This window comes from Marinobacter sp. bablab_jr008 (assembly GCF_016464145.1).
GTDB lineage: Bacteria > Pseudomonadota > Gammaproteobacteria > Pseudomonadales > Oleiphilaceae > Marinobacter > Marinobacter nauticus.
The window spans coordinates 92,763-116,552 of the sequence record NZ_JACDWW010000052.1 but is presented as its reverse complement, the minus strand read 5'-3'; the positions used below and the strand labels follow the sequence as shown (position 1 = coordinate 116,552).

21 protein-coding genes and 2 tRNA genes are annotated in these 23,790 nt (G+C 57.8%); 16 read left to right on the top strand and 7 right to left on the bottom strand.

What is annotated here, in order from left to right:
* Positions 1 to 9: 9 nt before the first annotated feature.
* Genes prmC through hemA form a run of 3 tightly spaced genes read right to left on the bottom strand, consistent with a single transcriptional unit; the run spans position 10 to position 3,231 of the window.
* Entirely contained in the window at positions 10 to 867 is an 858-nt protein-coding gene (gene prmC / locus JIF53_RS06890) for a peptide chain release factor N(5)-glutamine methyltransferase (protein ID WP_228285489.1), read from the bottom strand.
* On the bottom strand, positions 854 to 1,945 hold the full coding sequence (gene prfA, locus JIF53_RS06885) for a peptide chain release factor 1 (protein WP_011785823.1): 1,092 nt from the start codon (positions 1,943 to 1,945) through the stop codon (positions 854 to 856). Before prfA ends, prmC begins: the two co-directional genes overlap by 14 nt.
* Positions 1,942 to 3,231 (bottom strand): glutamyl-tRNA reductase, encoded by a 1,290-nt coding sequence (hemA, locus tag JIF53_RS06880; RefSeq protein ID WP_011785824.1) that lies wholly within the window; start codon positions 3,229 to 3,231, stop codon positions 1,942 to 1,944. The genes prfA and hemA overlap by 4 nt, the downstream gene beginning before the upstream one ends.
* A gap of 234 nt (positions 3,232 to 3,465) precedes the next feature.
* Between hemA and JIF53_RS06875 the strand changes: the two genes are divergently transcribed.
* The 9 genes from JIF53_RS06875 to JIF53_RS06835 all read left to right on the top strand — a co-directional run bounded on the left by JIF53_RS06875 (position 3,466) and on the right by JIF53_RS06835 (position 10,572).
* Positions 3,466 to 5,223, top strand: coding sequence for a tetratricopeptide repeat protein (locus JIF53_RS06875; protein WP_199452134.1), 1,758 nt, complete (start codon positions 3,466 to 3,468; stop codon positions 5,221 to 5,223).
* Positions 5,220 to 5,846 carry a lipoprotein insertase outer membrane protein LolB gene (lolB, locus tag JIF53_RS06870; protein WP_199452133.1) on the top strand — a complete coding sequence of 209 codons (627 nt, stop codon included), beginning with the start codon at positions 5,220 to 5,222 and terminating at the stop codon, positions 5,844 to 5,846. Before JIF53_RS06875 ends, lolB begins: the two co-directional genes overlap by 4 nt.
* A gap of 3 nt (positions 5,847 to 5,849) precedes the next feature.
* Positions 5,850 to 6,713, top strand: coding sequence for a 4-(cytidine 5'-diphospho)-2-C-methyl-D-erythritol kinase (ispE, locus tag JIF53_RS06865; protein ID WP_014420700.1), 864 nt, complete (start codon positions 5,850 to 5,852; stop codon positions 6,711 to 6,713).
* Positions 6,714 to 6,735: 22 nt separating this feature from the next.
* Positions 6,736 to 6,810, top strand: a tRNA-Gln gene (locus JIF53_RS06860).
* Positions 6,811 to 6,862: 52 nt separating this feature from the next.
* Entirely contained in the window at positions 6,863 to 7,813 is a 951-nt protein-coding gene (locus tag JIF53_RS06855; protein WP_011785828.1) for a ribose-phosphate diphosphokinase, read from the top strand.
* Between the two features lie 165 nt (positions 7,814 to 7,978).
* Complete coding sequence (locus JIF53_RS06850; RefSeq protein WP_011785829.1) at positions 7,979 to 8,617, top strand: 50S ribosomal protein L25/general stress protein Ctc; 639 nt, start codon at positions 7,979 to 7,981, stop codon at positions 8,615 to 8,617.
* A gap of 21 nt (positions 8,618 to 8,638) precedes the next feature.
* A complete protein-coding gene (gene pth / locus JIF53_RS06845; protein WP_011785830.1) occupies positions 8,639 to 9,229 on the top strand; it encodes an aminoacyl-tRNA hydrolase in 591 nt (196 codons plus the stop codon).
* A gap of 83 nt (positions 9,230 to 9,312) precedes the next feature.
* Positions 9,313 to 10,404, top strand: coding sequence for a redox-regulated ATPase YchF (gene ychF / locus JIF53_RS06840; RefSeq protein WP_199452132.1), 1,092 nt, complete (start codon positions 9,313 to 9,315; stop codon positions 10,402 to 10,404).
* 91 nt (positions 10,405 to 10,495) lie between these two features.
* Positions 10,496 to 10,572 (top strand) — tRNA-Met (locus JIF53_RS06835).
* A 379-nt stretch (positions 10,573 to 10,951) separates the two neighbouring features.
* Here JIF53_RS06835 and JIF53_RS06830 read toward each other — a convergent pair.
* Positions 10,952 to 11,824: an amino acid ABC transporter substrate-binding protein gene (locus JIF53_RS06830; protein WP_226597606.1), complete on the bottom strand. Its 873-nt coding sequence runs from the start codon at positions 11,822 to 11,824 to the stop codon at positions 10,952 to 10,954.
* Positions 11,825 to 11,849: 25 nt separating this feature from the next.
* The gene (locus JIF53_RS06825) at positions 11,850 to 12,551 is read right to left on the bottom strand and encodes a transporter substrate-binding domain-containing protein (protein WP_153740895.1); all 702 of its coding nucleotides are present in this window, start codon (positions 12,549 to 12,551) and stop codon (positions 11,850 to 11,852) included.
* A gap of 117 nt (positions 12,552 to 12,668) precedes the next feature.
* Between JIF53_RS06825 and JIF53_RS06820 the strand changes: the two genes are divergently transcribed.
* The 5 genes from JIF53_RS06820 (at position 12,669) to JIF53_RS06800 (ending at position 20,193) form a co-directional block, all read left to right on the top strand.
* Positions 12,669 to 13,865, top strand: coding sequence for a serine hydrolase domain-containing protein (locus tag JIF53_RS06820; RefSeq protein ID WP_153740894.1), 1,197 nt, complete (start codon positions 12,669 to 12,671; stop codon positions 13,863 to 13,865).
* 117 nt (positions 13,866 to 13,982) lie between these two features.
* Entirely contained in the window at positions 13,983 to 15,260 is a 1,278-nt protein-coding gene (locus JIF53_RS06815; RefSeq protein ID WP_014420692.1) for an O-acetylhomoserine aminocarboxypropyltransferase/cysteine synthase family protein, read from the top strand.
* Between the two features lie 130 nt (positions 15,261 to 15,390).
* Complete coding sequence (gene lipA, locus JIF53_RS06810; protein WP_199452131.1) at positions 15,391 to 16,437, top strand: lipoyl synthase; 1,047 nt, start codon at positions 15,391 to 15,393, stop codon at positions 16,435 to 16,437.
* A 9-nt stretch (positions 16,438 to 16,446) separates the two neighbouring features.
* Entirely contained in the window at positions 16,447 to 17,667 is a 1,221-nt protein-coding gene (locus JIF53_RS06805) for a methyl-accepting chemotaxis protein (RefSeq protein ID WP_199452130.1), read from the top strand.
* 48 nt (positions 17,668 to 17,715) lie between these two features.
* Entirely contained in the window at positions 17,716 to 20,193 is a 2,478-nt protein-coding gene (locus tag JIF53_RS06800; RefSeq protein WP_199452129.1) for an efflux RND transporter permease subunit, read from the top strand.
* A 62-nt stretch (positions 20,194 to 20,255) separates the two neighbouring features.
* On the opposite strand, the gene JIF53_RS06795 is transcribed toward JIF53_RS06800, so the two are convergent.
* Positions 20,256 to 20,705, bottom strand: coding sequence for a Spy/CpxP family protein refolding chaperone (locus tag JIF53_RS06795; RefSeq protein WP_199452128.1), 450 nt, complete (start codon positions 20,703 to 20,705; stop codon positions 20,256 to 20,258).
* 236 nt (positions 20,706 to 20,941) lie between these two features.
* Between JIF53_RS06795 and ylqF the strand changes: the two genes are divergently transcribed.
* Both ylqF and fnr read left to right on the top strand, forming a co-directional pair.
* The gene (ylqF, locus tag JIF53_RS06790; RefSeq protein ID WP_199452127.1) at positions 20,942 to 21,865 is read left to right on the top strand and encodes a ribosome biogenesis GTPase YlqF; all 924 of its coding nucleotides are present in this window, start codon (positions 20,942 to 20,944) and stop codon (positions 21,863 to 21,865) included.
* A 267-nt stretch (positions 21,866 to 22,132) separates the two neighbouring features.
* Positions 22,133 to 22,879: a fumarate/nitrate reduction transcriptional regulator Fnr gene (gene fnr, locus JIF53_RS06785; RefSeq protein WP_011785841.1), complete on the top strand. Its 747-nt coding sequence runs from the start codon at positions 22,133 to 22,135 to the stop codon at positions 22,877 to 22,879.
* A gap of 30 nt (positions 22,880 to 22,909) precedes the next feature.
* Here the strand turns inward: fnr and JIF53_RS06780 are convergent, their stop codons facing one another.
* A complete protein-coding gene (locus tag JIF53_RS06780) occupies positions 22,910 to 23,782 on the bottom strand; it encodes an SDR family oxidoreductase (RefSeq protein ID WP_153740891.1) in 873 nt (290 codons plus the stop codon).
* Positions 23,783 to 23,790: the final 8 nt, after the last annotated feature.

Sequence of the window (23,790 nt, the reverse complement as noted above, 5' to 3'; positions counted from 1 at the left end):
TTGTTCTCGCTATTGGTCGCTGGCCGGTTTCCGGGCCAGGGTCATGCGATCATTGCCGCCGTAATCTTTGCGGGTTTCTATGTTGCGCCATCCGGCTTTGGCAAACAAATCCCGTACGGCGCCGCCCTGGTCGTAGCCATGTTCCAGCAGCATCCAGCCATTGGGGTTAAGCCAGTTCAGTCCTTCGGTCACCAGCAGGCGAATATCGTCCAGGCCATCGTCTCCGGCCACAAGGGCAGATTCAGGCTCGAAGCGCACATCACCTTCCCTTAAATGACGGTCGCTGGCCGGTATATACGGTGGGTTGGAAATCAGAAGGTCGAAAGTTCCGGCGGGAATCTGGTCGAACCAGTGGCTCTTTACCACGGTAACAGGCAATCCCAGGCGCCGGCTGTTTTCCCGGGCCAGCTCGACCGCGTCTTCCACACGGTCACTGGCCATAATCCGCCAGCCAGGCTGTTCACTGGCCAGCGCCAGCGCGATAGCACCGGTGCCGGTGCCGAGGTCCAGCACGCTTGCGCGGGCGGGTAATTCCAGCGACAGCGCGGCCTCTACCACGCACTCCGTATCTGGCCGGGGGATCAGGGTGGACGGACTGACTTTGAGAGGGAGAGACCAGAACTCCTGCTCCCCCAGCAAATAGGCAACGGGTTGGCCGCTGGCACGCTCGCCCACCAACGCGAAAAACCGCTCTGCCTGGTCCACCGGCACGTCCCGCTCCGGCCACGCCCGGAAACTGGTGCGGGTCAGGCCGGTGATGTGGCTCAGTAGCAGTTCGGCATCCAGCCTGGGAGAGTCACCACCAATCCGGCCTGCCGCTTCTCTCAGCAGGGCCTCACAGGTGAGCGAACATTCACTGTTGCTCATTGGCCATATCTGCCAGCAGTTCGGCCTGGTGTTCTTGCTGCAAGGGAACCACCACGGCGTCCAGGTCTCCGGCAATGACTTCGTCGAGCTTGTACAGAGTCAGGTTGATACGATGATCCGTTACCCGGCCCTGAGGGAAGTTGTAGGTGCGAATACGTTCGGAACGGTCACCGCTGCCCACAAGGCTCTTGCGGGTTTCCGCCATGCTCTTCTGCTGCTTTTCCAGTTCGGCATTCTGAAGGCGGGAGGCCAGCAGGCTCAGGGCCTTGGCACGGTTCTTGTGCTGGGAACGTTCTTCCTGGCATTCCACCACAATGCCCGTGGGCAGGTGGGTGATGCGGATGGCCGAGTCGGTTTTGTTCACGTGCTGACCACCGGCACCGGAGGAGCGGAAGGTATCCACCCGCAGGTCCGCTTTGTTGATCTCGACTGCTTCGGCTTCGTCGGCCTCCGGCATCACGGCAACCGTGCAGGCCGAGGTGTGAATGCGGCCCTGGGATTCGGTTTCCGGCACTCTCTGCACCCGGTGCGCACCGGATTCAAATTTCAGCGTGCCATAGACACCATCGCCAGAGAGGCGGGCGATGATTTCCTTGAAACCGCCGTGCTCCCCTTCATTTTCGCTGAGCACTTCGACCTGCCACCGGCGTTTCTCTGCATAGCGGGAATACATGCGGAACAGGTCGCCGGCAAAGATAGCGGCTTCATCGCCACCGGTGCCGGCCCGGATTTCCAGGAACACGTTCTTGGTGTCGTTGGGGTCTTTGGGCAGCATTAACCGCTGTAATTCTTCGTCCAGCTCTTCACTGCGAGCCCGGGCACTGGCCAGCTCCTCTTCGGCCATTTCCCGCATATCTGCATCGCCGTCTTTGGCCAGTTCCGTGGCCGCGTCGATGTCCTCCAGAGACTGTCGCCAAGCCTGAAAACACTTGACCACCGGTTCAATCTCGGCAAATTCGCGGGACAGGTCCCGGAATTTATCCTGATTGGCAATCACCGATGCATCACTCAGCAACGCGTTCACCTCCTCGAACCGTTCAACAAGCTGTTCGAGGCGGGACTGGATGGATGGTTTCATAGTTTTTCCGTGGTGGTGGGCTCGTCAGCTTCCAGTGCGTCCAGCTGGTAAAGCTCCCTCAGGCATTCGGTCACTTCGGTACGGCCTTCGGCCATCGCCTTGCGTACCTGAACCGAGGGTTGGTGCAGAAGTTTGTTGGTCAGGCCCCGTGCCAGTGAGCGCAGGGCCGTCTCCGGATCGGTGCCGTTGCGCAGGGCGCGCAAGGCTTTTTCGGTTTCGACATCGCGCAGCAATTCTGCACGCTGACGGAACACCTTGAGGGTGGAAACCGCATCCAGGGCACGCAGCTGATCCAGAAAATCCTGAACGCCACTGCTGATCAGGTTTTCCGCCTCCCGGGCCGCGCCCTCCCGGGAGCGAATATTCTCTTCAATCACCTGGCGCAGGTCGTCTACGGTATAGAGGTAGACGTCGGCCAGTGACGCCACTTCCGGTTCAATATCCCGGGGCACGGCAATGTCGACCATGAAATAGGGCCGGTGTTTGCGCTTCTTCAACGCCCTTTCCACCGCGCCTTTGCCCAGAATCGGCAAGGGGCTGGCGGTGGAGGAAATCACGATATCCACATCGGAAAGATGATCCGGAATTTCCGAGAGCAGAATGCCTTTACCACCGTGGGCTTCTGCCAGCGCCTGGGCCTTCTCCAGCGTACGGTTAGCCACCAGGAAACTGCGCACACCGGCTTCTGCCAGGTGTCGGGCGACCAGTTCAATGGTTTTCCCGGCACCAATCAGCAGCGCCTTGTTGCGGGACATGTCCGCAAAAATGTGGTGTGCCATGCTGACCGAGGCATAGGCAACCGACACCGGGTTTTCACCGATAGCTGTCTGGGTACGTACACGTTTGGCTACGGAAAAAGTCTGCTCGAACAACCGGGACAGAAAGGAACCGGTGGCGCTGTGTTCCCGCGCCAGCGCATAGGCATCCTTGAGCTGGCCCAGAATCTGCGGTTCGCCCAACACCATGGAGTCCAGGCCGGCGGCCACCCGCATCATATGACGAACCGCGTCGGAATCCCGATGCACATAGAGTACGTTTTCAAGATCGGCCACATCCAGCTCGTGGAAGCCGGCCAGCCAGCGCAGCACTGAGGGGGCGCAGTCATCATCCCCGGCCAGATAGAGCTCCGTCCGGTTGCAGGTGGACAGGATAGCCGCCTCGCTGGCACCGGAGGCAGCACGGAGTTCTGAAAAGGCCTCGGCCATTCGCTCCGGCGTGAACGCCACACGCTCGCGGATCTCCACGGGTGCGGTGCGATGGTTGATTCCCAGCGTTACTAGTGCCATTTGGAGTACAGAAAACCCTGCCCTGATTATGGATAATCACTCGCCATTCTACCGGGGCAACTGCTCAGTCGCCACCCGAAAACCCGTCGCCTTCGGCAAGTGCGGACAGGTTGGGCAAGTTCAGACGCTTATGCCATTATAGGGCCTTGGCCGTGGCCGCAACCCGATCTGCCTCAATTACCGGGCAGAAAACGGTTTTCACTGACCTATCGCCGATAGCACACAGGAAGTTGCATGCAAAAATCCGCACCGTATCTGGTTACCTGCCTGTTGGGACTCACTCTCGTCACACTTCCGGGCTGCGCCGTATTTTCCGGTACCCCGGAACCCGCCGATGAGGTAATCGGGACCGATACCCCCGCAGCTACCCCGCCTGCCACGCCCATCAACTATGCCGAATTCGAACCGGAAGTGCTTTACCAGCTTCTGTCGGCTGAAGTGGCAGGCCAGCGTGGCCGTTACGATGTCACCCTGGTCAATTACCTCCAGGCTGCGAAAACCTCACGGGACACCGGCGTGATTGAGCGGGCCATGCGGATCGCCCAGTCTCTGAATGCAGACAATGCCCAGCAACAACTGGCTACACTCTGGCTGGACGTGGACCCCGACAATCTGGAAGCACATCGGATATCGGCCATTCAGGCGGTCAAGCGCCAGAAACTGGAAAACGCCCTGTTCCATATGGAGCAGATCATGGACCAGGGAGAAGACGCGGATTTTGACAGCCTCGCTGCCATGGCCGCGGGACTGCCGCCCGCGCAGCAACAGGAGCTGTTGGCGCTTTACAGTCAACTGGCAGTCAAGCACCCGGATAACCCCGAACTGCAGTACAGCATTGCCCTGCTGCAGAAAATAACCGGCACCCCCACGGTCGCCCTCCGGCAGATTAACCAGTTGCTTGAGCAGGAGCCGAACTTCCAGCCCGCCATCATCCTAAAGGGCGATCTGCTCTACCAGACCGGGCAGAAACGTGAGGCCCTGAATTACCTGACCACCAATACCCAGCGCTTCCCGTCCAACCGCCAGATGGGCACCCTCTATGGCCGCATGCTGATCAACGAGGGAGAGCTGCAGGCCGCCCAGGACGAATTTGAACGGCTGGTAAAACGCTATCCGGACACGCCGGGGCTGAGACTCTCACACGCTTTGGTCGCCCTGGAAAACCAGCAGCCCGCATTGGCCCGGGAAGAACTGACCCGCCTGATCGAGCAGGGCCACCACGAGGACGAAGCCAGCTATTACCTGGGACGCATCGAGGAAGATGCCGGCAATACCGACCAGGCGATCGAGTACTACCAGAGCGTGCAACGGGGAAACTATTTCTTCCCGTCGCTGGCCCGCGCCAGTGAACTGCAAGCCCTGGCCGGCGATCTGGACCAGGCCATTGCCCACATCCAGAGCCTGCGCGAACGAGCCCCAGACCATGCCGAGAAATTCTGGCTACTGGAGGTGAATCTGCTGATCGATCAGGAGCGGAATGAACAAGCCCTGACCGCAGCTGATGCTGCGCTGGAAAACTACCCGAACAATGTTGAACTGCGCTATGCACGGGCGATGCTGCAGGACACTATGGGAGAACCGGCTGGCGCAGAGCAGGATCTGAAAACCATCCTTGAAACGCAACCGCAAAATGCCGTTGCCCTGAACGCCTTGGGCTACATTCTGACGGTGCGCACTGATCGCCTTGATGAAGCCCGCGGTTATATTGAGAAAGCCATCGCGCTGGACCCGGAAAACCCGGCCATTCTCGACAGCATGGGATGGATACTGTTCCGCCAGGGCGAAACGGATCAGGCCCTCGATTTCCTGGCCCGGGCCTGGGAAGCCTACCCGGACCCGGAAGTAGCGGCACACTATGGCGAAGTCCTCTGGGTAACGGGCAATGAAGAACAGGCACGCATCATCTGGGAAGAAGGGCTGGACCAGAACCCGGACCATGAAATTCTTCGGGAAACCATCGACCGGCTGACCAGCGATGGGGCCGACCAATGATCCGAAGATTACTTGCCATGGCGCTGCTGACCGGCGCCATGGCCGGCTGTACCACCATCCAGCTGGAACCTTTGCCCGAAGGCATGACCAACCAGCCCCCGGCCGACTGGGCCGAGCGCAGCAACCAACTGAGCCGGTTTGATCAGTGGCAACTGAGAGGAAAGCTGGCGGTAAAACAACCCTCAGACAGCGGCACCGCCATTATCAACAACTGGCGCCAACAGGGTGAAAGCTATGACCTCTCGCTGTCGTCCTCTTTTCTGGGCATGGGCACGACACGGCTCAAGGGCGTTCCGGGCTTCATTGAACTGACTCTGGCCAATGGTGAGACCTACCAGTCCTCAGACCCGGAAACCCTGGTGGCCGCCGCCACAGGGTGGAACCTGCCCATCGACAACCTCGCCTGGTGGGTTCGGGGATTGCCGGCACCGGACGGTGATTTCCGCCTGCTGTTCGATGAACGGCGCCAACTTGCCATCCTGCGGCAGAATGGCTGGGAAATTCGCTATGACCGCTGGCAGCCATTCATTGACAGCCTGCCCGCGCTTCCTGCCCGGATCACAGCCCTGAACGGCGACAAACGGGTACGCGTGGTCATCAGCGAATGGCAACAAGAGGACTGAGTATTGTTAACCCGGATTACCCTGCCCTCGCCCGCCAAACTCAACCTGTTCCTGCATATCGTTGGCCGGCGCCCGGACGGATACCACGAGCTCCAGACCCTGTTCCAGTTTCTGGACTATGGCGACGAACTCACGTTCACACTGACTCCGGAGCAGCCCGGCATACGACTGGCAGAACCCGTACCAGGTGTTCCGGACAGTGACAACCTGGTGATCAGGGCAGCCAAAGCCCTGGCCGCAACCACCGAGAACACGCTCCCCGGCGTTACCATTCACATCCACAAGCGCTTGCCCATGGGCGGCGGCCTGGGTGGCGGCAGCTCCAACGCCGCAACCACCCTGCTTGCAATGAACCGCCTCTGGGAACTGAATCTGGGCGAAGACCAGCTTGCAGAAATCGGCCTGCGCCTGGGCGCCGATGTGCCGGTATTTGTGCGTGGCCATGCAGCCTTTGGCGAGGGTGTCGGCGAAAAGCTGACCCCCACAAACCCGCCGGAAGACTGGTTTGTGGTGCTCAAACCCGAGTGCAACATCAGCACCGGAAAGATTTTTTCAGCCGAAGGGTTGACAAGGGACACACCAAAAATCAAAATACGCCCCGCTTTTGAGGGAGACGCCTCGAGGTACCGAAACGACTGTGAGGATGTAGTTCGAAAACTGTATCCTGAGGTTAACCAGAGCCTGGAGTGGCTTTCACAATTCGGACCTGCAAGATTAACCGGAACCGGGGCTTGCATTTTTGGACGTTTCCCGACAGAATCCGCAGCCCGGATTATCTGGGAAAGCAAACCCTCCGGCATCACGGGGTTCGTAGCTAAAGGGGTGAACCATTCACCTCTGCACAAAAAGCTGACAGAGCTGAAATGATGCCAAAAAAGCACGATGATATTGGGGTGTCGCCAAGTGGTAAGGCAACGGGTTTTGATCCCGTCATGCGCAGGTTCGAATCCTGCCACCCCAGCCACCTTTCTCCCGCTTCTTCTGAATCAAACGCCGATACTGAGAAGGATGCTGTCGTGTCCAAATTGATGATTTTCGCTGGCAATGCCAACCCCGAACTTGCGCGTGACATTGCCAGAAAACTCCATATTCCCATGGGCCAGGCCACTGTAGGCCGCTTCAGCGATGGCGAGACCACCGTTGAAATCAATGAGAATGTTCGTGGTCACGACGTTTTCATTATCCAGCCCACCTGCTACCCCACCAACGACAACCTGATGGAACTGATCGTGATGGCTGACGCCCTGCGTCGTGCATCCGCCACACGAATCACCGCCGTTATTCCTTACTACGGCTACGCCCGTCAGGATCGTCGCGTTCGCTCTACCCGGGTAGCCATCAGCGCCAAAGTGGTCGCCGACATGATCTCCAGCATTGGCGTGGATCGTGTGCTGACCGTAGACCTGCACGCCGACCAGATTCAGGGCTTCTTCGATATCCCGGTGGACAACATCTACGCCACCCCGGTACTGCTTGAAGACATTGAAAAACAGCGGTTCGAGAACTTTGTCGTCGTATCTCCGGACGTAGGCGGCGTTGTCCGCGCCCGCGCTGTTGCCAAGCGCCTGGATGATGCCGACCTGGCCATCATCGACAAGCGCCGCCCCAAGGCCAACGTTTCCCAGGTAATGCACATCATCGGTGACGTCCGCGACAAGACCTGCATCCTGGTGGATGACATCGTCGACACCGCCGGCACACTGTGCAAAGCCGCCAACGCGCTCAAAGAGCACGGCGCCTCCCGCGTGGTTGCCTACATTACTCACCCGGTACTTTCCGGCCCGGCCATCGAGAACATCAACAACTCGGAGCTGGACGAACTGGTGGTGTGCGACACCATCCCGCTGGGTGACAAAGCCAAAAATTGTGATAGAATCCGCCCCCTCAGCATGGCTGGGCTGCTCGCCGAATCCATTCGCCGCGTGAGCAACGAAGAGTCCATCAGTGCCATGTTCGAGAACGTCTGAACAGCCTTATCGCTGTAACCCTCAGACTTAGAGGCAGTTTCCGGGTCGGGAGTCCAACAGGGCTCCCGACTCTTTTAGTCGATCGGAAAACTCCGGTCTTTTTGAAATGCTCATCTGTTCAGAGCCTGGTCGCGGGCCGCTCAGATGACCAACGAGGTAATTACCATGTCTCAGGATTTTGTAATTGAAGCATTTCCTCGTGACGATCAGGGGAAAGGTGCGAGCCGCCGCCTGCGTCGCGAAGAGCGTAAGATTCCGGCCATCATCTACGGTGGCGGCAAAGACGCAACTCCGGTCGCCATCTGGCACAACGAGCTGAAAAAGGCCATCGAAAACGAAGCCTTCTTCTCTCACATCCTGACCGTCGACATTCAGGGCAAAAAAGAGAGCGTGATCCTGAAGGATCTGCAGCGTCATCCGTACAAGCCCATCCTGACTCACGCCGACTTCCTGCGCGTTGACAAGGACCACGAGATTCACGTTAACGTACCGCTGCACTTCATCAACGAAGACACAGCTCCGGCCGTGAAACTCCAGGGTGGCATTGTTTCCCACACCATGACCGAAGTTGAAGTGATCTGTCTGCCGCAGAACCTGCCCGAGTTCATCGAAGTCGACCTGAACGAAGTCGAGATGGATCAGGTAGTTCACCTGAGCGACCTGAAACTGCCGAAAGGCGTTAAAGTTGCCGCTCTGCAGCAGGGCGAAGACCACGACCTGCCAGTTGCCTCTATCCACAAGCCGAAAGGCGCCAAGGCGGACGACGCTGAAGGCGAGGAAGGCGAAGAAGGCGGCGAGGAGTAATAACTCCGGGGGCAACGGCGAATGGCACAGGATATTGTCATGGTGGTTGGACTGGGAAATCCCGGTTCCGACTACGAGAATACCCGCCACAACGCCGGCGCCCTGTTCGTCGAAGCGCTGGCCCGCGAAGCGGGTCAGACGCTCCGTCCCGAAAAGAAGTATCACGGGCTATACGCCCGCATTCAGTGGCAGGGCCTGGACCTGCACTTACTGAACCCCAGTACCTTTATGAACCGCAGCGGCACTGCCATCAAGGCCCTGGCGGACTTCTTCAAGATCTCCCCTGAACAGATTCTGGTTGCCCACGACGAGCTTGACCTGCCTCCCGGCACGGCCAAACTCAAGAAAGGCGGCGGCCACGGCGGCCACAACGGGCTGCGCGACACCATCGCCCATCTGGGCACCAACGATTTCCAGCGCCTGCGCCTTGGCATAGGCCACCCCGGCGACAGCCGCAAAGTCACCGGTTTTGTACTGGGCCGACTGGGCAAACAGGAAACCGAACAATTGACCGCCGTGTTTGACGAAGTCATGCGGGTATTACCGGATGCCGCCAGCGGCAAACTGGCTGCCGCCATGAACCGTTTGCACAGCTTCAAACCAACGCCCTGAGCAAGGCACATCCCCTTACTCGCACCCTTACCGATACACCGGTATAATCCGCCCAAATTTTTCAGTTCCAGCAGAGGCATTCCATGGGATTTAACTGCGGCATCGTCGGCCTTCCCAACGTCGGCAAATCCACCCTGTTCAACGCACTGACCAAAGCCGGCATCGGCGCGGAAAACTTCCCGTTCTGCACCATCGAGCCGAACGCCGGCGTGGTAGCCATGCCCGACCCGCGCCTCACCAGACTGGCGGAGATCGTCAAGCCGGAGCGGGTGGTGCCCACCACCATGGAGTTCGTCGACATCGCCGGCCTGGTCGCCGGCGCCTCCAAGGGCGAAGGCCTGGGCAACCAGTTCCTGGCCAACATCCGCCAGACCGATGCCATTGCTCACGTGGTGCGCTGCTTTGAAGACGGCAACGTCATCCACGTGGCCAACAAGGTAGATCCCGCTTCCGACATCGAAGTGATCAACACCGAACTGGCCCTGGCCGACCTGGACACCGTAGAAAAAGCCATCAAGCGTGTTCAGCGCGTTGCCAAGAGCGGCGACAAAGAAGCCAAGGCCCAGCTGGAGATGTTTGAAAAGCTGCTGCCGGTACTGAACGAAGGCAAGCCCGTTCGCAGCATGGGCCTGGATAAGGATCAGATGGCACTGATTCGTGAGCTGTGCCTGCTCACCGTCAAGCCCACCATGTACATCGCCAACGTGAACGAAGACGGCTTCGAGAACAATCCCCACCTGGACAAGGTGCGTGAGATTGCCGCTTCTGAAAACGCAGTCGTGGTACCCATCTGCAACAAGCTGGAAGCCGAGATCTCTGAACTGGAAGACGAAGAGAAATCCATGTTCCTGGACGAAATGGGCATGGAAGAGCCCGGATTGGACCGGGTCATCCGTGCCGGCTACAGTCTGCTTGGCCTGCAAACCTACTTTACCGCCGGCGTGAAGGAAGTCCGAGCCTGGACCGTTAAAATCGGTGCCACAGCCCCTCAGGCGGCTGGCGTTATCCACACCGACTTCGAGCGCGGCTTCATCCGGGCCGAGGTGGTGAGCTACGACGATTTCGTACAGTACAACGGCGAAGCCGGCGCCAAGGATGCCGGCAAATGGCGCCTGGAGGGCAAGGATTACATCGTCAAAGACGGCGATGTTATTCACTTCCGGTTCAACGTGTAATTTTCGGTATTTTTTGGCCGTAAAGCCTTGACAGGATGAGCCCAAATACCGAAAATACGCGCCTCGTTTGGGGCGTGTCCCGAAGCGAAATGGCAAGGTAGCTCAGTTGGTTAGAGCACAGCACTCATAATGCTGGGGTCGGCGGTTCGACTCCGCCCCTTGCTACCAGAATTCAAAGGGCTACAACTCACGTTGTAGCCCTTTTTTTATGGTTGTCCCCTTTTTGACCCCCGGTTGCCCACAACAACTTTGCCGGCGCTATTGCACCCCGAAACACACTGTCAATCACGGTCAGTGAATGCCGGATGGAGAAGCTATTGAGGATGCTTCCGCTCTGAACATAAAGACCAGTTCAGAATCAGATAGCCGCCATCAGAGACGGTTAGTCGGGGACTGTCAGTATCAGCGGTCAAAAGAACCTGGTGAGCGTCCCCGTTTAAGAGCAACGAGAAAGAAACAAATCCCTTTGGACGACACGCCTGCTTCCAATGCAGAAGTACCAGGCTCCGCAATAGAGCATTCTCAACGACACCGCGATGCGAACTGACTAGAACCCCAAATAACGGTGCAGCAGCAGCTCCTGATACTGATCAATGTGTTTGCTGTTGATTTCAACGATCCGGCCTTTCGCACTGAGGCGATCAAAGCATTCGTCAAACTGAGTGGCAAGCTCCTCACTTCGGAAAACCATTTTGTAAGGAGTAGGATTGAAAACCGGATAGAATACAAAATCGTCCAGCTCTTTTGGCCAACTCTCCCCAAAACGACGGTCTGAACGGATCCGCCTGTCCAGAGTAGCCACCACAAGACCGTCGGCTAGAATGACATCAACGCGGCCCATTAACTGCATCCGGGCGTGGATCGTCTGGTCAGTCACCTCCAGCAACAGCTCAAACTCATCCACGCGATCAGATAGTCTGAGTATGTCGATGCCATTCTGAAACGTAACCGCCCTTAACCCTGCCAGATCATCAATTGTCGTTATGGGACCAACCACCGACGCGTTATAGAAAGCGCCGTTGTGGTACCAGATATAGGCAGACGTGGAGACCCCCGGTATGTCCAAAGATAGCGGGACCGTCATAACGGCATCGGCGGCAGTCAGGTCGCGAAAAGTGCGGATGTGGCGACCGAAGGGCTGATAGACAAATTCGGCTTCCCAGCCGCAGGCCTCCAGCACAGCATTCACCAATTCTACATCTCGGCCAATTTCACCTGGCTCCGACATCCCGGGTATGTCGGGCGCCATGACGATGAGGGGAGCCAATGGAAACGCGTCTGACTTCACTGCACCAGGAATCAACAGCAGGACATAGAAGAGAAAACGGTACAGAGAATCTGATATCAAGGGATAGGCCACCGGTAAACAGTTTATGCCGCTACCGAATACAGTACTTCTTTTTGAACGATTGCTCCACAAAAAAGGATAGAATCCGGGTCAGCCATTACTCGCGGTCATCATAGGATTCGCAATCACGAATAGCTCTACGGAATTCCGGTGCCAATCGCTCCGCACCGAAGCGGTGTGACACATACAACGAAAGATCTACCCACGCCGCGGTTCGTACGTAGAATGGCTTTTCATACCCCGCCATCAAATGGTCGATAAGAACCGCCGGTAAAACCACGACATCAGCGCGGCCAAGCTTCACCATATCAACGGCCTGCTTCCATTCAGCCACCATGACCGCACTGGCGTTGTCTCCCTGAAGAAACTGGTTGCCTATGAACCGACGCACAAAGGCATAACGCAGGCCGGACACCTGGCGCAAAGGCGGATATTGCTCCAAAAACAGATATACGTATTCGGTCTGGAACAGCCTGCCACCAAAATCGGCATATTGGTCGCGGTCTGCCGTCTGCACAAGAGGCAACCCAATCGCCAATTCTCCCTTCTCCAACTGAAAAAGAATTCTCGCCAGCGGCATCTCAATAAACTGGAAGTTCCCTTCCACCCGATCAAAGACGCAGCGGTAAATGTCGGCAAAGCGGCCAACCAGCGAGCCGTTCTCAACGCCAATTTCCCGCGGGATCCCCTCAAAAACACCGACGGGATAGACGGTCTTGTCAGTTACGGCACCCGATAATGAAGGTATAGTGAGAAAGTAGATTAAAACCGGCGCAAGCCAGTGCGGTATCCTGCCCATGTCAGCTGCTCCCTGCCCGTGCAACTCGAACGGTGGTTTCAGGGTAGTACAGAAATGCCCAGTCTGCTGGCAACACGCTGATGGAACCAACCTCTTCAATACCTGTGCACAGTGACTATGCCAAAACGGAATACCGGAAAATTCGAACCAATCGCTTCTTTCTTTGACACTCATTACCTTCAGCCGGGGAAGCTTCCTGGAATGGTTACCCTGGTAGCCCGGCATGGCGAGATTCTGTGGTGTCACGCCCAGGGCCTGCGGGATGTTGAGAGAAACTTACCGATGAACCGGGACACCCTGTTCCGCGTGTACTCCATGACCAAACCCGTCACCAGCATTGCCATGATGCAGCTGTACGAGCAGGGCAAGTTCCTGCTCAACGACCCGGTCCACAAATACATTCCAGGCTGGCGCAATCTACGCGTCTACAAGGGAGGCCGTTATCCGGATTTCGAGACGGAACCCGCGGCCTCGGTCATGACAATCCGGGATCTGATGACCCACACCTCCGGGCTGACCTATGGCTTCACCGAGCGAACCGAGGTAGATGCCGCCTACCGCAAGCTGAAACTGGATGGCAGTACCATTCTGACTCTGGACAAGCTGGTCGACCGGCTGGCCGAGTTACCTCTGGAGTTCTCTCCCGGCACTGCGTGGAACTATTCTGTGTCCACCGATGTCCTGGGCTACCTGGTTGAGCTGCTCTCCGGCCAATCTCTGGACAGCTACTTTCAGGAGCACATCTTTGCCCCCCTGGGCATGACCGATACCGGATTTCATGTGCGACCAGACCAGCAGGAACGCTTTGCCGCCTGCTATCTGTACCAATCCGGAAATACCATGAAACTCCAGGACGACCCGGAGCGGTCCCGCTATCTGAAGGAACCAAAATTCCTGTCGGGTGGCGGCGGGCTGGTGTCCACCATAGATGATTATTTCCGCTTCGCCCAGGCCCTGTGCCAGGGTGGCGAATATCAGGGCCAGCGCATCATCGGCCGCAAAACCCTGGAGTTTATGCGCCTGAACCACCTACCGGGCGGCCAGGATCTCCCTGCCCTGTCTATTGGCGGCTTCACTGAAACACCTTATGCCGGCAGCGGCTTCGGATTAGGGTTCTCGGTCAAAACCGATATCGCCAAATCCGCCACGATTGGTTCGCCGGGAGAATTCGGCTGGGGCGGCCTGGCTAGCACCAGCTTCTTTATCGACCCGGTGGAAGATCTGGTGGTGATTTTCATGACCCAGCTGATGCCGTCTTCGTCCTACCCCATCCGACAGCAGCTCAGAGCTTTGGTATACGGTGTCCTGGACTGACTCCGCGTTCCACCTTATATCGGTATAACCGCTGGAACTGTGCCGAAGCCCGAATGCCTGTGGCATACTCGGCTCCTTAAACCAATAACGAACAATCCACCAGCAAGGAATGTTGTGATGAAACCAGCTACTCTCGCGTTGCACGCCGGCTTCAAGAGCGACCCGACCACCAAGGCCGCCACCACGCCCATTTACCAGACCACGTCTTACACCTTCGACGACACCCAGCATGGTGCCGACCTGTTTGACCTGAAGGTACAGGGCAACATCTATACCCGCATCATGAACCCCACCAACGCGGTTCTGGAAGAGCGTATGGCAGCGCTGGAAGGTGGTATTGGCGCACTGGCAGTAGCGTCCGGCATGGCGGCCATTACCTATGCCCTGCAAACCATCTGCAAGGTGGGCAACAACATTGTCAGCACCAGCCAGCTGTACGGCGGCACCTACAACCTGTTTGCTCACTCGCTGCCGAACCAGGGCATCGAATGCAAGATGGTGCCCCACGATGATTTCGCGGCGGTAGAGAACGCCATCGACGACCAGACCCGAGCCCTGTTCTGTGAATCTATCGGCAACCCGGCCGGTAATGTGGTGGATATCCAGAAGTGGGCCGAGATTGCCCACAGGCACGGCATTCCGCTGATCGTCGATAATACTGTCGCCACGCCGTTTCTGTGCCGCCCGTTCGAGCATGGCGCAGATATCGTGATTCACTCGCTAACCAAGTACATCGGCGGCCACGGCACCACGGTAGCGGGTATTGTGGTGGACTCCGGCAAGTTCGACTGGAAGGCCAGCGCCGACAAGTTCCCGATGATGAACCAGCCCGACCCCTCCTACCATGGCGTGGTTTACACCGAAGCCCTGGGCGAAGCCGCTTTTATCGGCCGCTGTCGGGTGGTACCGCTTCGCAACACCGGCTCCGCCCTGTCGCCGTTCAATTCTTTCCTGATTATGCAGGGGCTGGAAACGCTGGCCCTGCGCATGGAACGCCACTGCGACAACGCCCAGAAGGTTGCCCAGTTCCTACAGGATCATCCCGCCGTGGAATGGGTCAACTACGCCGGCCTGGCGAACAGCCCCTATAAGGCGACCTGCGACAAGATCTGTGACGGTAAGGCCTCCGGCATTCTCAGTTTCGGCATTAAAGGCGGCCGCGAAGCCGGCGCCAAATTCATCGATGCCCTGGATCTGATCCTGCGACTGGTGAACATTGGCGACGCCAAGTCCCTGGCTTGCCATCCGGCCACCACTACCCACCGCCAGCTCAATGCTGACGAGCTGAAAAGTGCGGGGGTCAGCGAAGACCTCGTACGGCTGTCGATCGGCATTGAAGATGCCGACGATATCATCGCCGATATCACTCAGGCCCTGGAAAAATCCCAGGCTTGATTTCCCTCAACCGGGTACGACCAAAGTCGTGCCCGGCAACCCCGTGATTGCCCCTACCTGCCTTGTAACTGCCCTGTCTGCCGATTACTCTTAAAGGTTCACCACACCCTTATCCGAGAGTTCCTGGCCAATGAGCGAAAGCGCAAAGCCCCGCATTACCAGTGGTTCCAAATTCCGTAACGAACACGGCTTCTCCGCCATCAAGGACGGCGTCAAGCGTTCATCATCAAACACGGAAGGCAAATCTCTGGAGCGCAAGCCGAAATGGCTGAGAGCGCGTATGCCGGGCGGCGAGCGCTACGATGCCGTGCGCCGGAACGTAACCGAGCACCGCCTGAGCACCGTCTGCCAGGAATCACATTGCCCTAACATTGGCGAATGCTGGACCAACGGCACCGCCACCATCATGGTGATGGGCTCCGTATGCACACGGGCCTGCAAATTCTGCGCGGTCGACACCGGCAACCCTAAAGGCTGGCTTGACCCGGAAGAGCCGGAAAACACCTCCAAGTCTGTGGAACTGATGGGCCTGCGCTACATCGTGCTGACGTCGGTAGACCGTGACGACTTACCCGACGGCGGCGCCGCACACTACGCGGCCTGTGTCTCGGCCATCAAACAGCGTACCCCGGAGGTGGCGGTAGAAGCCCTGACCCCGGACTTTGATGCAGTAATGAGCGACGTGGAAAAAGTGGTGGATTCCGGACTGGACGTTTTCGCCCAGAACGTGGAAACCGTCAAGCGCCTGACCAGTCGTGTGCGAGACCCCCGTGCCGGTTACGAAAAAACCCTGAGCGTACTGGCCCACGCCAAGAAACATCGGCCAGATGTGCTCACCAAGACCAGCCTGATGCTGGGTCTGGGTGAAACCGAAGAGGAAATCCTTGAAACCATGGACGATCTGCGCGCCATTGGTGTGGATATTCTCACCCTGGGCCAGTACCTGCGCCCCACGCCGAACCACCTGCCCGTGGAGCGTTACGTCACCCCGGAAGAATTCAACCGTTACCGCGACATTGGTCTGGAAAAAGGTTTCATGGAAGTGCCGTCCGGCCCCATGGTTCGCTCCAGCTACCGGGCCGACCGGGTATTCGACAAGAACAATCTGGGCCTGAGCGTGCCGGAGGTTCCCGTGCCCGACAAGGCGATGCAGATTCCGGTCAAGGCCGTTGACTGAGAGCTGCCAATGCTGACCCTGTTGCGAAATATCCGGCTGAAGTACAAATTCTGGTTGCTGAATATTCTCGTGTTTGCGGTGCTCTGCCTGCTGGTGCTTTATGCCATGCAGGTGATCGCAGGCCAGACAGAATCCAGCTTCAGCCAGGTATTGGCAAAGACCGCGCCGGGCTTTGCCCTGATCGTGGCAGTGCTTATGGCACTGGAGATGGCCGGCTCCCAGCTGCTTATTTCCTTTATTGAGCGCCATGTTAACCGGCTCAAGGACACCATGGTGGCCGTGCAGACCAGTGGCGACCTGAGCCGCCGGGCCGACGTCGACTCCCGGGATGAAATTGGCGAAATGGCCGCTGCCTTCAATGCCATGCAGGATCGAACATCCAATGTCGTTCGTAGCATGAAAACGGCCACCGAGCACCTGCATCAGGAGGTCGAATCCCTCACTCAGCGGGCCGCCGCACGCAGGGACAGCCTCACCCGGCAACAGGACGGCGCCAATCGCTCGGCCGAATCCGTTGAGGCCATGCTACAGAGCTTTGTGGGCATTGCCGAACAGGCAGGCATTGCCAAAACCCTGTCAACAGAAGCCCGGGAGACTGCGGTAAATGGCAGCCAACGGGTCAGCCAGAGCGCCGACAGCATTCGCAGGCTGGCGAGTGTGGTTCGCCAGTCTGCTGGCAGCGTACAGTCACTGGCCGAAAACAGCCATGAGATTGGCCAGACCATTACCGAAATCAAGGGCATTGCCGAGCAAACCAACCTGCTGGCCCTCAATGCCGCCATAGAAGCCGCCCGCGCGGGCGAACAGGGCCGGGGCTTTGCGGTGGTTGCCGAAGAAGTCCGAAACCTGGCGCGCCGGGTTCAGGACTCTACCGACCAGATCCAGACCACTCTGGATCGCTTGCTGGCCTCCATGAATACCGCTGTCGAACAGATGACAGGCAGTTCAGACGACGCCGAACGATGCGTGGAAGAATCCGAGAATGGGCGCCAGGCCCTGGAAGCCATTAACGAGGTGGTCGGTCGTATCGACCGGACCAATCAGGAAATCGCGGATATGTCTGCTGAGCAGACCGCCGATACCGATCAGGTACTGGCCAATGTTCAGGACATCCGGGAAACCACCCGGAACATGGTTGTCCAGCTCTCGGAAAGCGCGGATATGACGCAACGTCTGGAGCAACTGATCCGTTCACTGGAAGAAGCCTCGGCAAAGGTCACAGTTCGCTGAGGTTTGTGGCACACTCTGCACTCGTTTTTGACTGCAGAGTTGTAACTCATGAATCGCCTTGGCGCCTTCTACGACCGTTTTATCCTGCCCCACCCCTGGATTGTTCTGGCCCTGTTTGCCCTGCTACTGGCACTGACCGCGCTGCGTTTTGATCAGTTCCGGCTGGATGCCTCGGCAGAATCCCTGGTGCTGGAAAACGATCGTTCGCTGGAGCAGTACCGACAGGTAAACCAGACCTTCACCACCTCTGACGATTTCCTGGTGGTCACCTACACCCCCAACGAGCCCCTGTTCACCACCGAAGGCCTGTCGCGGTTAAGGGCTCTTCGCGACGACTTGCAGGCTCTTGAGGCCGTCGGTTCCACCAACAGCATTCTGAATGTACCGCTGCTGCACAGTCCGGACCTTACCCTGGACACCGTCGACAGCGAGATCAAAACGCTGGATGAACACGATGTGGCTCCGGCGACCGGCCGACAGGCGTTGCTGGACAACCCCATGTACCCAAACCTGCTCATCAGCGAGGACGGCAAGACCACGGCCATCCAGGTCAACCTGCCAACCCCGGGCCGCTATTTTGACTTACTCAACCAGCGTAACGAACTCCGGGAAAAGGTGAATCGGGGCGAGGCCAGCGAGGCCGAGCGGACGCAACTTGAGCAGACAAGCGACGAATTTATCCGCTACACCGAGCAACTGGGTGAAGAGCGTGATGCCACCATCAATCAGGTTCGCGCCATACTGGAGCAATACCGCGACCACGCCAGCATCCACCTGGGCGGCGTGCCCATGATTGTCGCCGACATGATCCGGTTTATTGAAAACGATCTCTCCACTTTCGGCTTCGGGGTATTGGCTTTCCTGCTGCTCACCCTGGCGATTATTTTCCGGCAATGGCGTTGGGTCGTGGTACCACTGTTGTGTTGCGGTTTTACCGTCTGGCTGATGGTCGGATTTCTGGGCTGGGCCCAATGGCCGGTGACAGTGATTTCGTCCAACTTTATCTCGCTGCTACTGATCATGACCCTGTCGCTCACCATCCACCTGATTGTGCGCTACCGGGAATTCCAGCATGACGAGCCCGAGGCTGCGCCAAACAACATCCTGCGCAACACCCTGATGACCATGATCCGACCGTGCTTCTATATGGCGATCACCACCATTGTTGCCTTCGGCTCCCTCACCTTCAGCGGCATCCGGCCGGTCATCGATTTTGGCTGGATGATGACCCTGGGGCTGACCGTGGCTTTTCTCATTACTTTCTTGATCTTCCCGGCCCTGTTGAGCCTGCTGCCACCCCCGATCGACCAGCGCGTGAGCTCAGACAAGGTGCCCTTCACCGATGCCTTCGCCCGCTTCACCGAGCGGTTCAGCGGGACGGTCCTGGTCAGTTCCGGGGTCATTGCCGTGCTCTGCGTGATTGGCCTGAACCGACTGACGGTAGAGAACAGCTTCATTGATTACTTCAAGTCCTCCACCGAAATCCATCAAGGCATGGTCACCATAGACGACCGACTGGGGGGCACCACGCCGCTGGATGTGGTCATTACCGATCAACCCGCCCCGGATAACGCCAACGCGGATCCATTCGCCAGTGACTGCGACCCGTTTGTAGAAGACTGCGGTGACGAGGAATACCGGGACACCTGGTACACCTATCAGAAAATGCGCCAACTCGGTGAGGTGCATGATTACCTGCATAGCCTGCCGGAGACCGGCAAAGTCCTGTCCATACAGACCACACTCGACCTGCTGGCCCAGGTTAACGGCGGTGAGCCCCTGGACGCCCTGGAGCTGGCCTTTGTGCCCGCCGCCGTACCGGACGATCTACAGGATATTCTGCTGACCCCTTATATTTCTGAGGAGCAGGACAAGGCGCGATTCAGTATCCGCATACTCGAAACCATGCCGGACCTGCGTCGACAGGAGCTGCTGGATGACATTCGCCACCACCTGAGCACCGAACTCGGTTACGACCGGGATCGCATACTGCTCTCAGGCATGACAGTGATGTACAACAACATGCTTCAGAGCCTGTTCGATTCCCAGATCAAAACCATCGGCGTGGTGTTTGGCGCTATACTGGTCATGTTTCTGATCCTGTTCCGTTCCGTGAAGCTGGCGCTGGTGGGTATGGCACCCAACCTGATTGCCGCAGGCTCAGTACTGGGGCTGATGGGCTGGCTGGGCATTCCACTGGATATGATGACCATTACCGTGGCGGCCATCACCGTCGGGATTGCGGTAGATGACACCATCCACTACATCCATCGCTTCAAAACCGAGTTCGCCAAAGACGGCGACTACCTGGCCGCCATGCATCGCTGTCACCGCAGTATCGGCCAGGCCATGTTCTACACCTCGCTGACCATCATTGCCGGTTTCTCCATACTGGTGCTGTCGAACTTCATTCCCACCATTTATTTTGGCCTGTTCACCGGTTTTGCCATGTTCATGGCCTTGCTGGGTGCGCTCACCTTGCTGCCCAGGCTGATCATTCTGGTTCGACCGTTTAATACCCCATAACAAAAAACCCCGCCGGGGCCAGGCTCCGGCGGGGTTTCTCTCAAATACACCGACTCAGCGAATTACTGCTGGCCCTGAGGCTGCATCATCTGACGCTGTTGTTGCATCTGCTGCTGCATCTGTTTCATGCGGCGATCCAGCTCATCACGCTGCTCCTGGGTGAACACCGCATCCACCTTCGCCTGCATCAGGGCAGAAAGCGCTGCAATTTCACCGGTCACATCACCGAGTTTGGCGGCATTGTCACGAATGGCAGACTCGTCGTAATCCGGCTTGATCTGCTCTTGCAGGTCTTCCTGCAGCGAGCGGGCATCCTGGCGCAGTTCGCCGATCTCGCCCTGCATGTCGTCGATGATGCCGCGAATCTCGGTTTGCTGTTCTTCAGACAGCCCCACCATCTGGGCCAGCTGGGCAACCTGATCCGGCTGACCACCCGGCGCCTGCTGTGCGAGAGCCGGCGCTGAAAGACTCAGGGCAACAAGTGCGGAACCGATGAATTTTGCAAGCTTCATACTGTTCTCCATCAATAAGGCGGCCACTCGGGTACCACCACGGATTGGCTTTAATCGTTTGAAGTGACACCCTAAAGCATTCTCATGCTTCATTTCACCCCGATGTCCCTTCAATTTGTACAGGTTCTCAGTTTGATTCGCTCTGAGGGCGCGGCACTGGCGGGATTTGATGAATGTGAAAATTTGGTCATTCCCCTGCATAATGGCGCCCTCAATCAATCAGCGGAGTAAACACCATGGCCATTAACTGGTTTCCCGGGCATATGCACAAGGCCCGAAAGGAGATCAAGAAAGTCATGCCCCAGATGGACCTCATCATCGAGGTGGTGGACGCCCGGATTCCCTTCAGCAGTGAGAATCCACTGGTTCCCTCGCTGCGTGGCGATACCCCGCTGATCAAGGTGCTTAACAAGCGCGACCTGGCCGACCCGGCCATCACCGACCAGTGGCTGGCGTGGCTGGAGCGGGAACGGGGCGTGCGTGCGGTCACGCTCACGCACAATCAGCGCCAGGAAGCCCTGGGTATACTCAAGCTGGCGGAAGAGATGACGCCCGGGCATGATCGACAGAAAAGTGCCTTGCGAGTGATGATTCTGGGCATCCCCAACGTCGGCAAATCCACGCTGATCAATACCCTGGCCGGCCGGCCCGCCGCCAAGACTGGCAACGAGCCGGCGGTTACCCGGGCGCAACAGGCCATCAAACTGCCGGATAACGTTCTGCTCTACGATACCCCTGGCTTCCTCTGGCCCAAGCTGTCGCCGGTGCAATGCGGCTATCGCCTGGCAGTAACCGGCGCAATCCGCAGTGCTGTACTGGATTTCGAGGATGTTGCGCTGTTCGAGGCGGATTATCTGATTGCCCACTACCCGGAGCTCGTCGTCAACCGCTACGGGCTGGACGAAACACCCGTGGATGGGCTGGCACTGATGGATGCCATCGCCGTAAAACGCCGTTTCCTGGGCCGCGGCGGGGTACCGGATCTGCACAAGGTTTCCGAAGTGCTGCTGAACGAACTCCGAGCCGGGACGCTCGGCCGGATCTCGCTGGAAACGCCGGACATGGTGGAACAGGAACTGGTGGAAGCCCGGGCCCGGGAACAGGCCGAGGCGGAAGAGAGAGCCAGAAAGGATGAGCAGCGCAAGAAGAAGAAACGCTAGCCGGACTCGGCGTAAAGGCCAAACCCGTAAAGACTAAAGTTTGGGCATAAGACTAGCCTTTTTTGCTATACTTGATTTAAATCAAGGTGACTGAAACCAGATGTTTCAGCATTGGCACCCATGGGAATCCGCCGCATGCCCAGGTATCCGGATCGCCCAGGGTGTCCGCCCCGAACGCAGGCAAAAGCCTTACCTGTTGGGGCTGAGGACGCACCGCACACGCTTCGGTGCGGTTTTGAATGGATCAACCCGGATGGTTCGTCAACTATGGCCCAGGCAATTCGACTTCACCAAGTATCCCCTCTCAAGGCCTCCTGTCACCAGTGCAGCCTGAGCAACCTGTGTCTACCTCTGGCCATTGAAGAGAACGATCTTGATCGCCTTGAGGACATTGTCCAGCAGGGGAAAATCTATAACCGCGGCGAGCATATTTTCGATCAGAGTACCCCGGTTCGCTCCTGCTTTGCGGTCAAGAGCGGCTCCATCAAAACATCCATTATTACCGAAGGCGGTGAAGAACAGGTAACCGGTTTCTTCATGCCTGGTGAACTGGTGGGGCTGGACAGCATGAGCAGCGAGAACTATGCCTGCACGGCCAAAGCGCTGGAACGTACCAGCGTATGTGAATTCCCGGTCGACAGGCTTGAGGAACTCACCGGCAAGCTGCCGGAACTGCAGCACCACATGTATCACCTGATGAGCCAGGAAATTCAGAACAGCCATCAGCTGGCGATGCTGCTCAGCAAGAATACCGCCGAAGAGCGCATTGCGGCGCTTTTGCTCTCGCTGTCCAGCCGCTTCCGCCGTCGTCGTATGTCGGCTACCAATTTCAGCCTGCCCATGGCCAGGAACGACATTGCCAACTTCCTGGGCCTGGCAGTTGAAACCGTGAGCCGGGTTTTCACCCGCTTCCAGAATCAGGGCATCATCCGCGCTCGCGGGCGGGAAGTGGAACTGCTGGATGTGGAAGCGCTGCAAATGGTAACGCGGGATTTCGCCCGTCAGGGCCAGTAAGCACCAACCAGTCACACACCCTGAGCGGGTTCAGGAATTTGCCGGAACCCGCTCAGCGCTGTTCGATTCCTTCAACATCGCCACCTCTTCAGACAACCAGGTGCGCCACGGCATCTGTTTTATGCCGAAGGTATTGCGGATCTTGGTACAGACCATAGTGGTGTTTACCGGTTCGATGTGACCCCAGTCGGGCACCTCGTCCACCACCTTGATTCCCTCAGGAATGCCGGGCATGCCGGCTATCGCCAACCCAAGTTCATACAGATTGATCTCTTCTGCCCCGGCATACTGGTAGGTACCCCAGACTTCAGCACCACAATCGATCTGGAGCGCCACTGCCACGATCACCCTCGCCAGATCCTTCACCGCCACCGGCTGCCCCTGACAGCGGCCGGGCAAAGACAGGCCACCTTGCGCCGTACTTTGCTGAACCTTGCCGATAAATCGGGCCAGGCTCCAGCCGGTACGCAGAATAATATGCCGCGGGAGCTGCGTTCTCAGGGCCTGCTCACATTCCCATTGCCAGCGACCCAGCTCGTTAACAGGCTGCCCTGGATTCGACGCTATGTAGGCACCCTGTTTACGGCCATCAAACACATAACATGAAGAAAGCTGCAGTAAAGCCATTTTGCGCTCACGGGCATGCTCGGCCAGCGCCAACGGCAATGAAAACGCCGCTTCGTGAGTCGCCTCCCGGTTTTTCTCCGCCTTTTCCGGATCCGCGAGCCACAACGCATTGATAATCAGCGCGGTGTCTTCAGGAATCCAGTTATCCAGGGCATGCAGGTCGACATTGGCAGGATCACTGACCAGCAAAGGACTGATCCGCAGATGCGTTTCCCGCAGGCGCTCCAACAGCACCTTGCCAAGCGGGCCATAGTCGTGAACAACAAGTACATGCACGTGGAAAC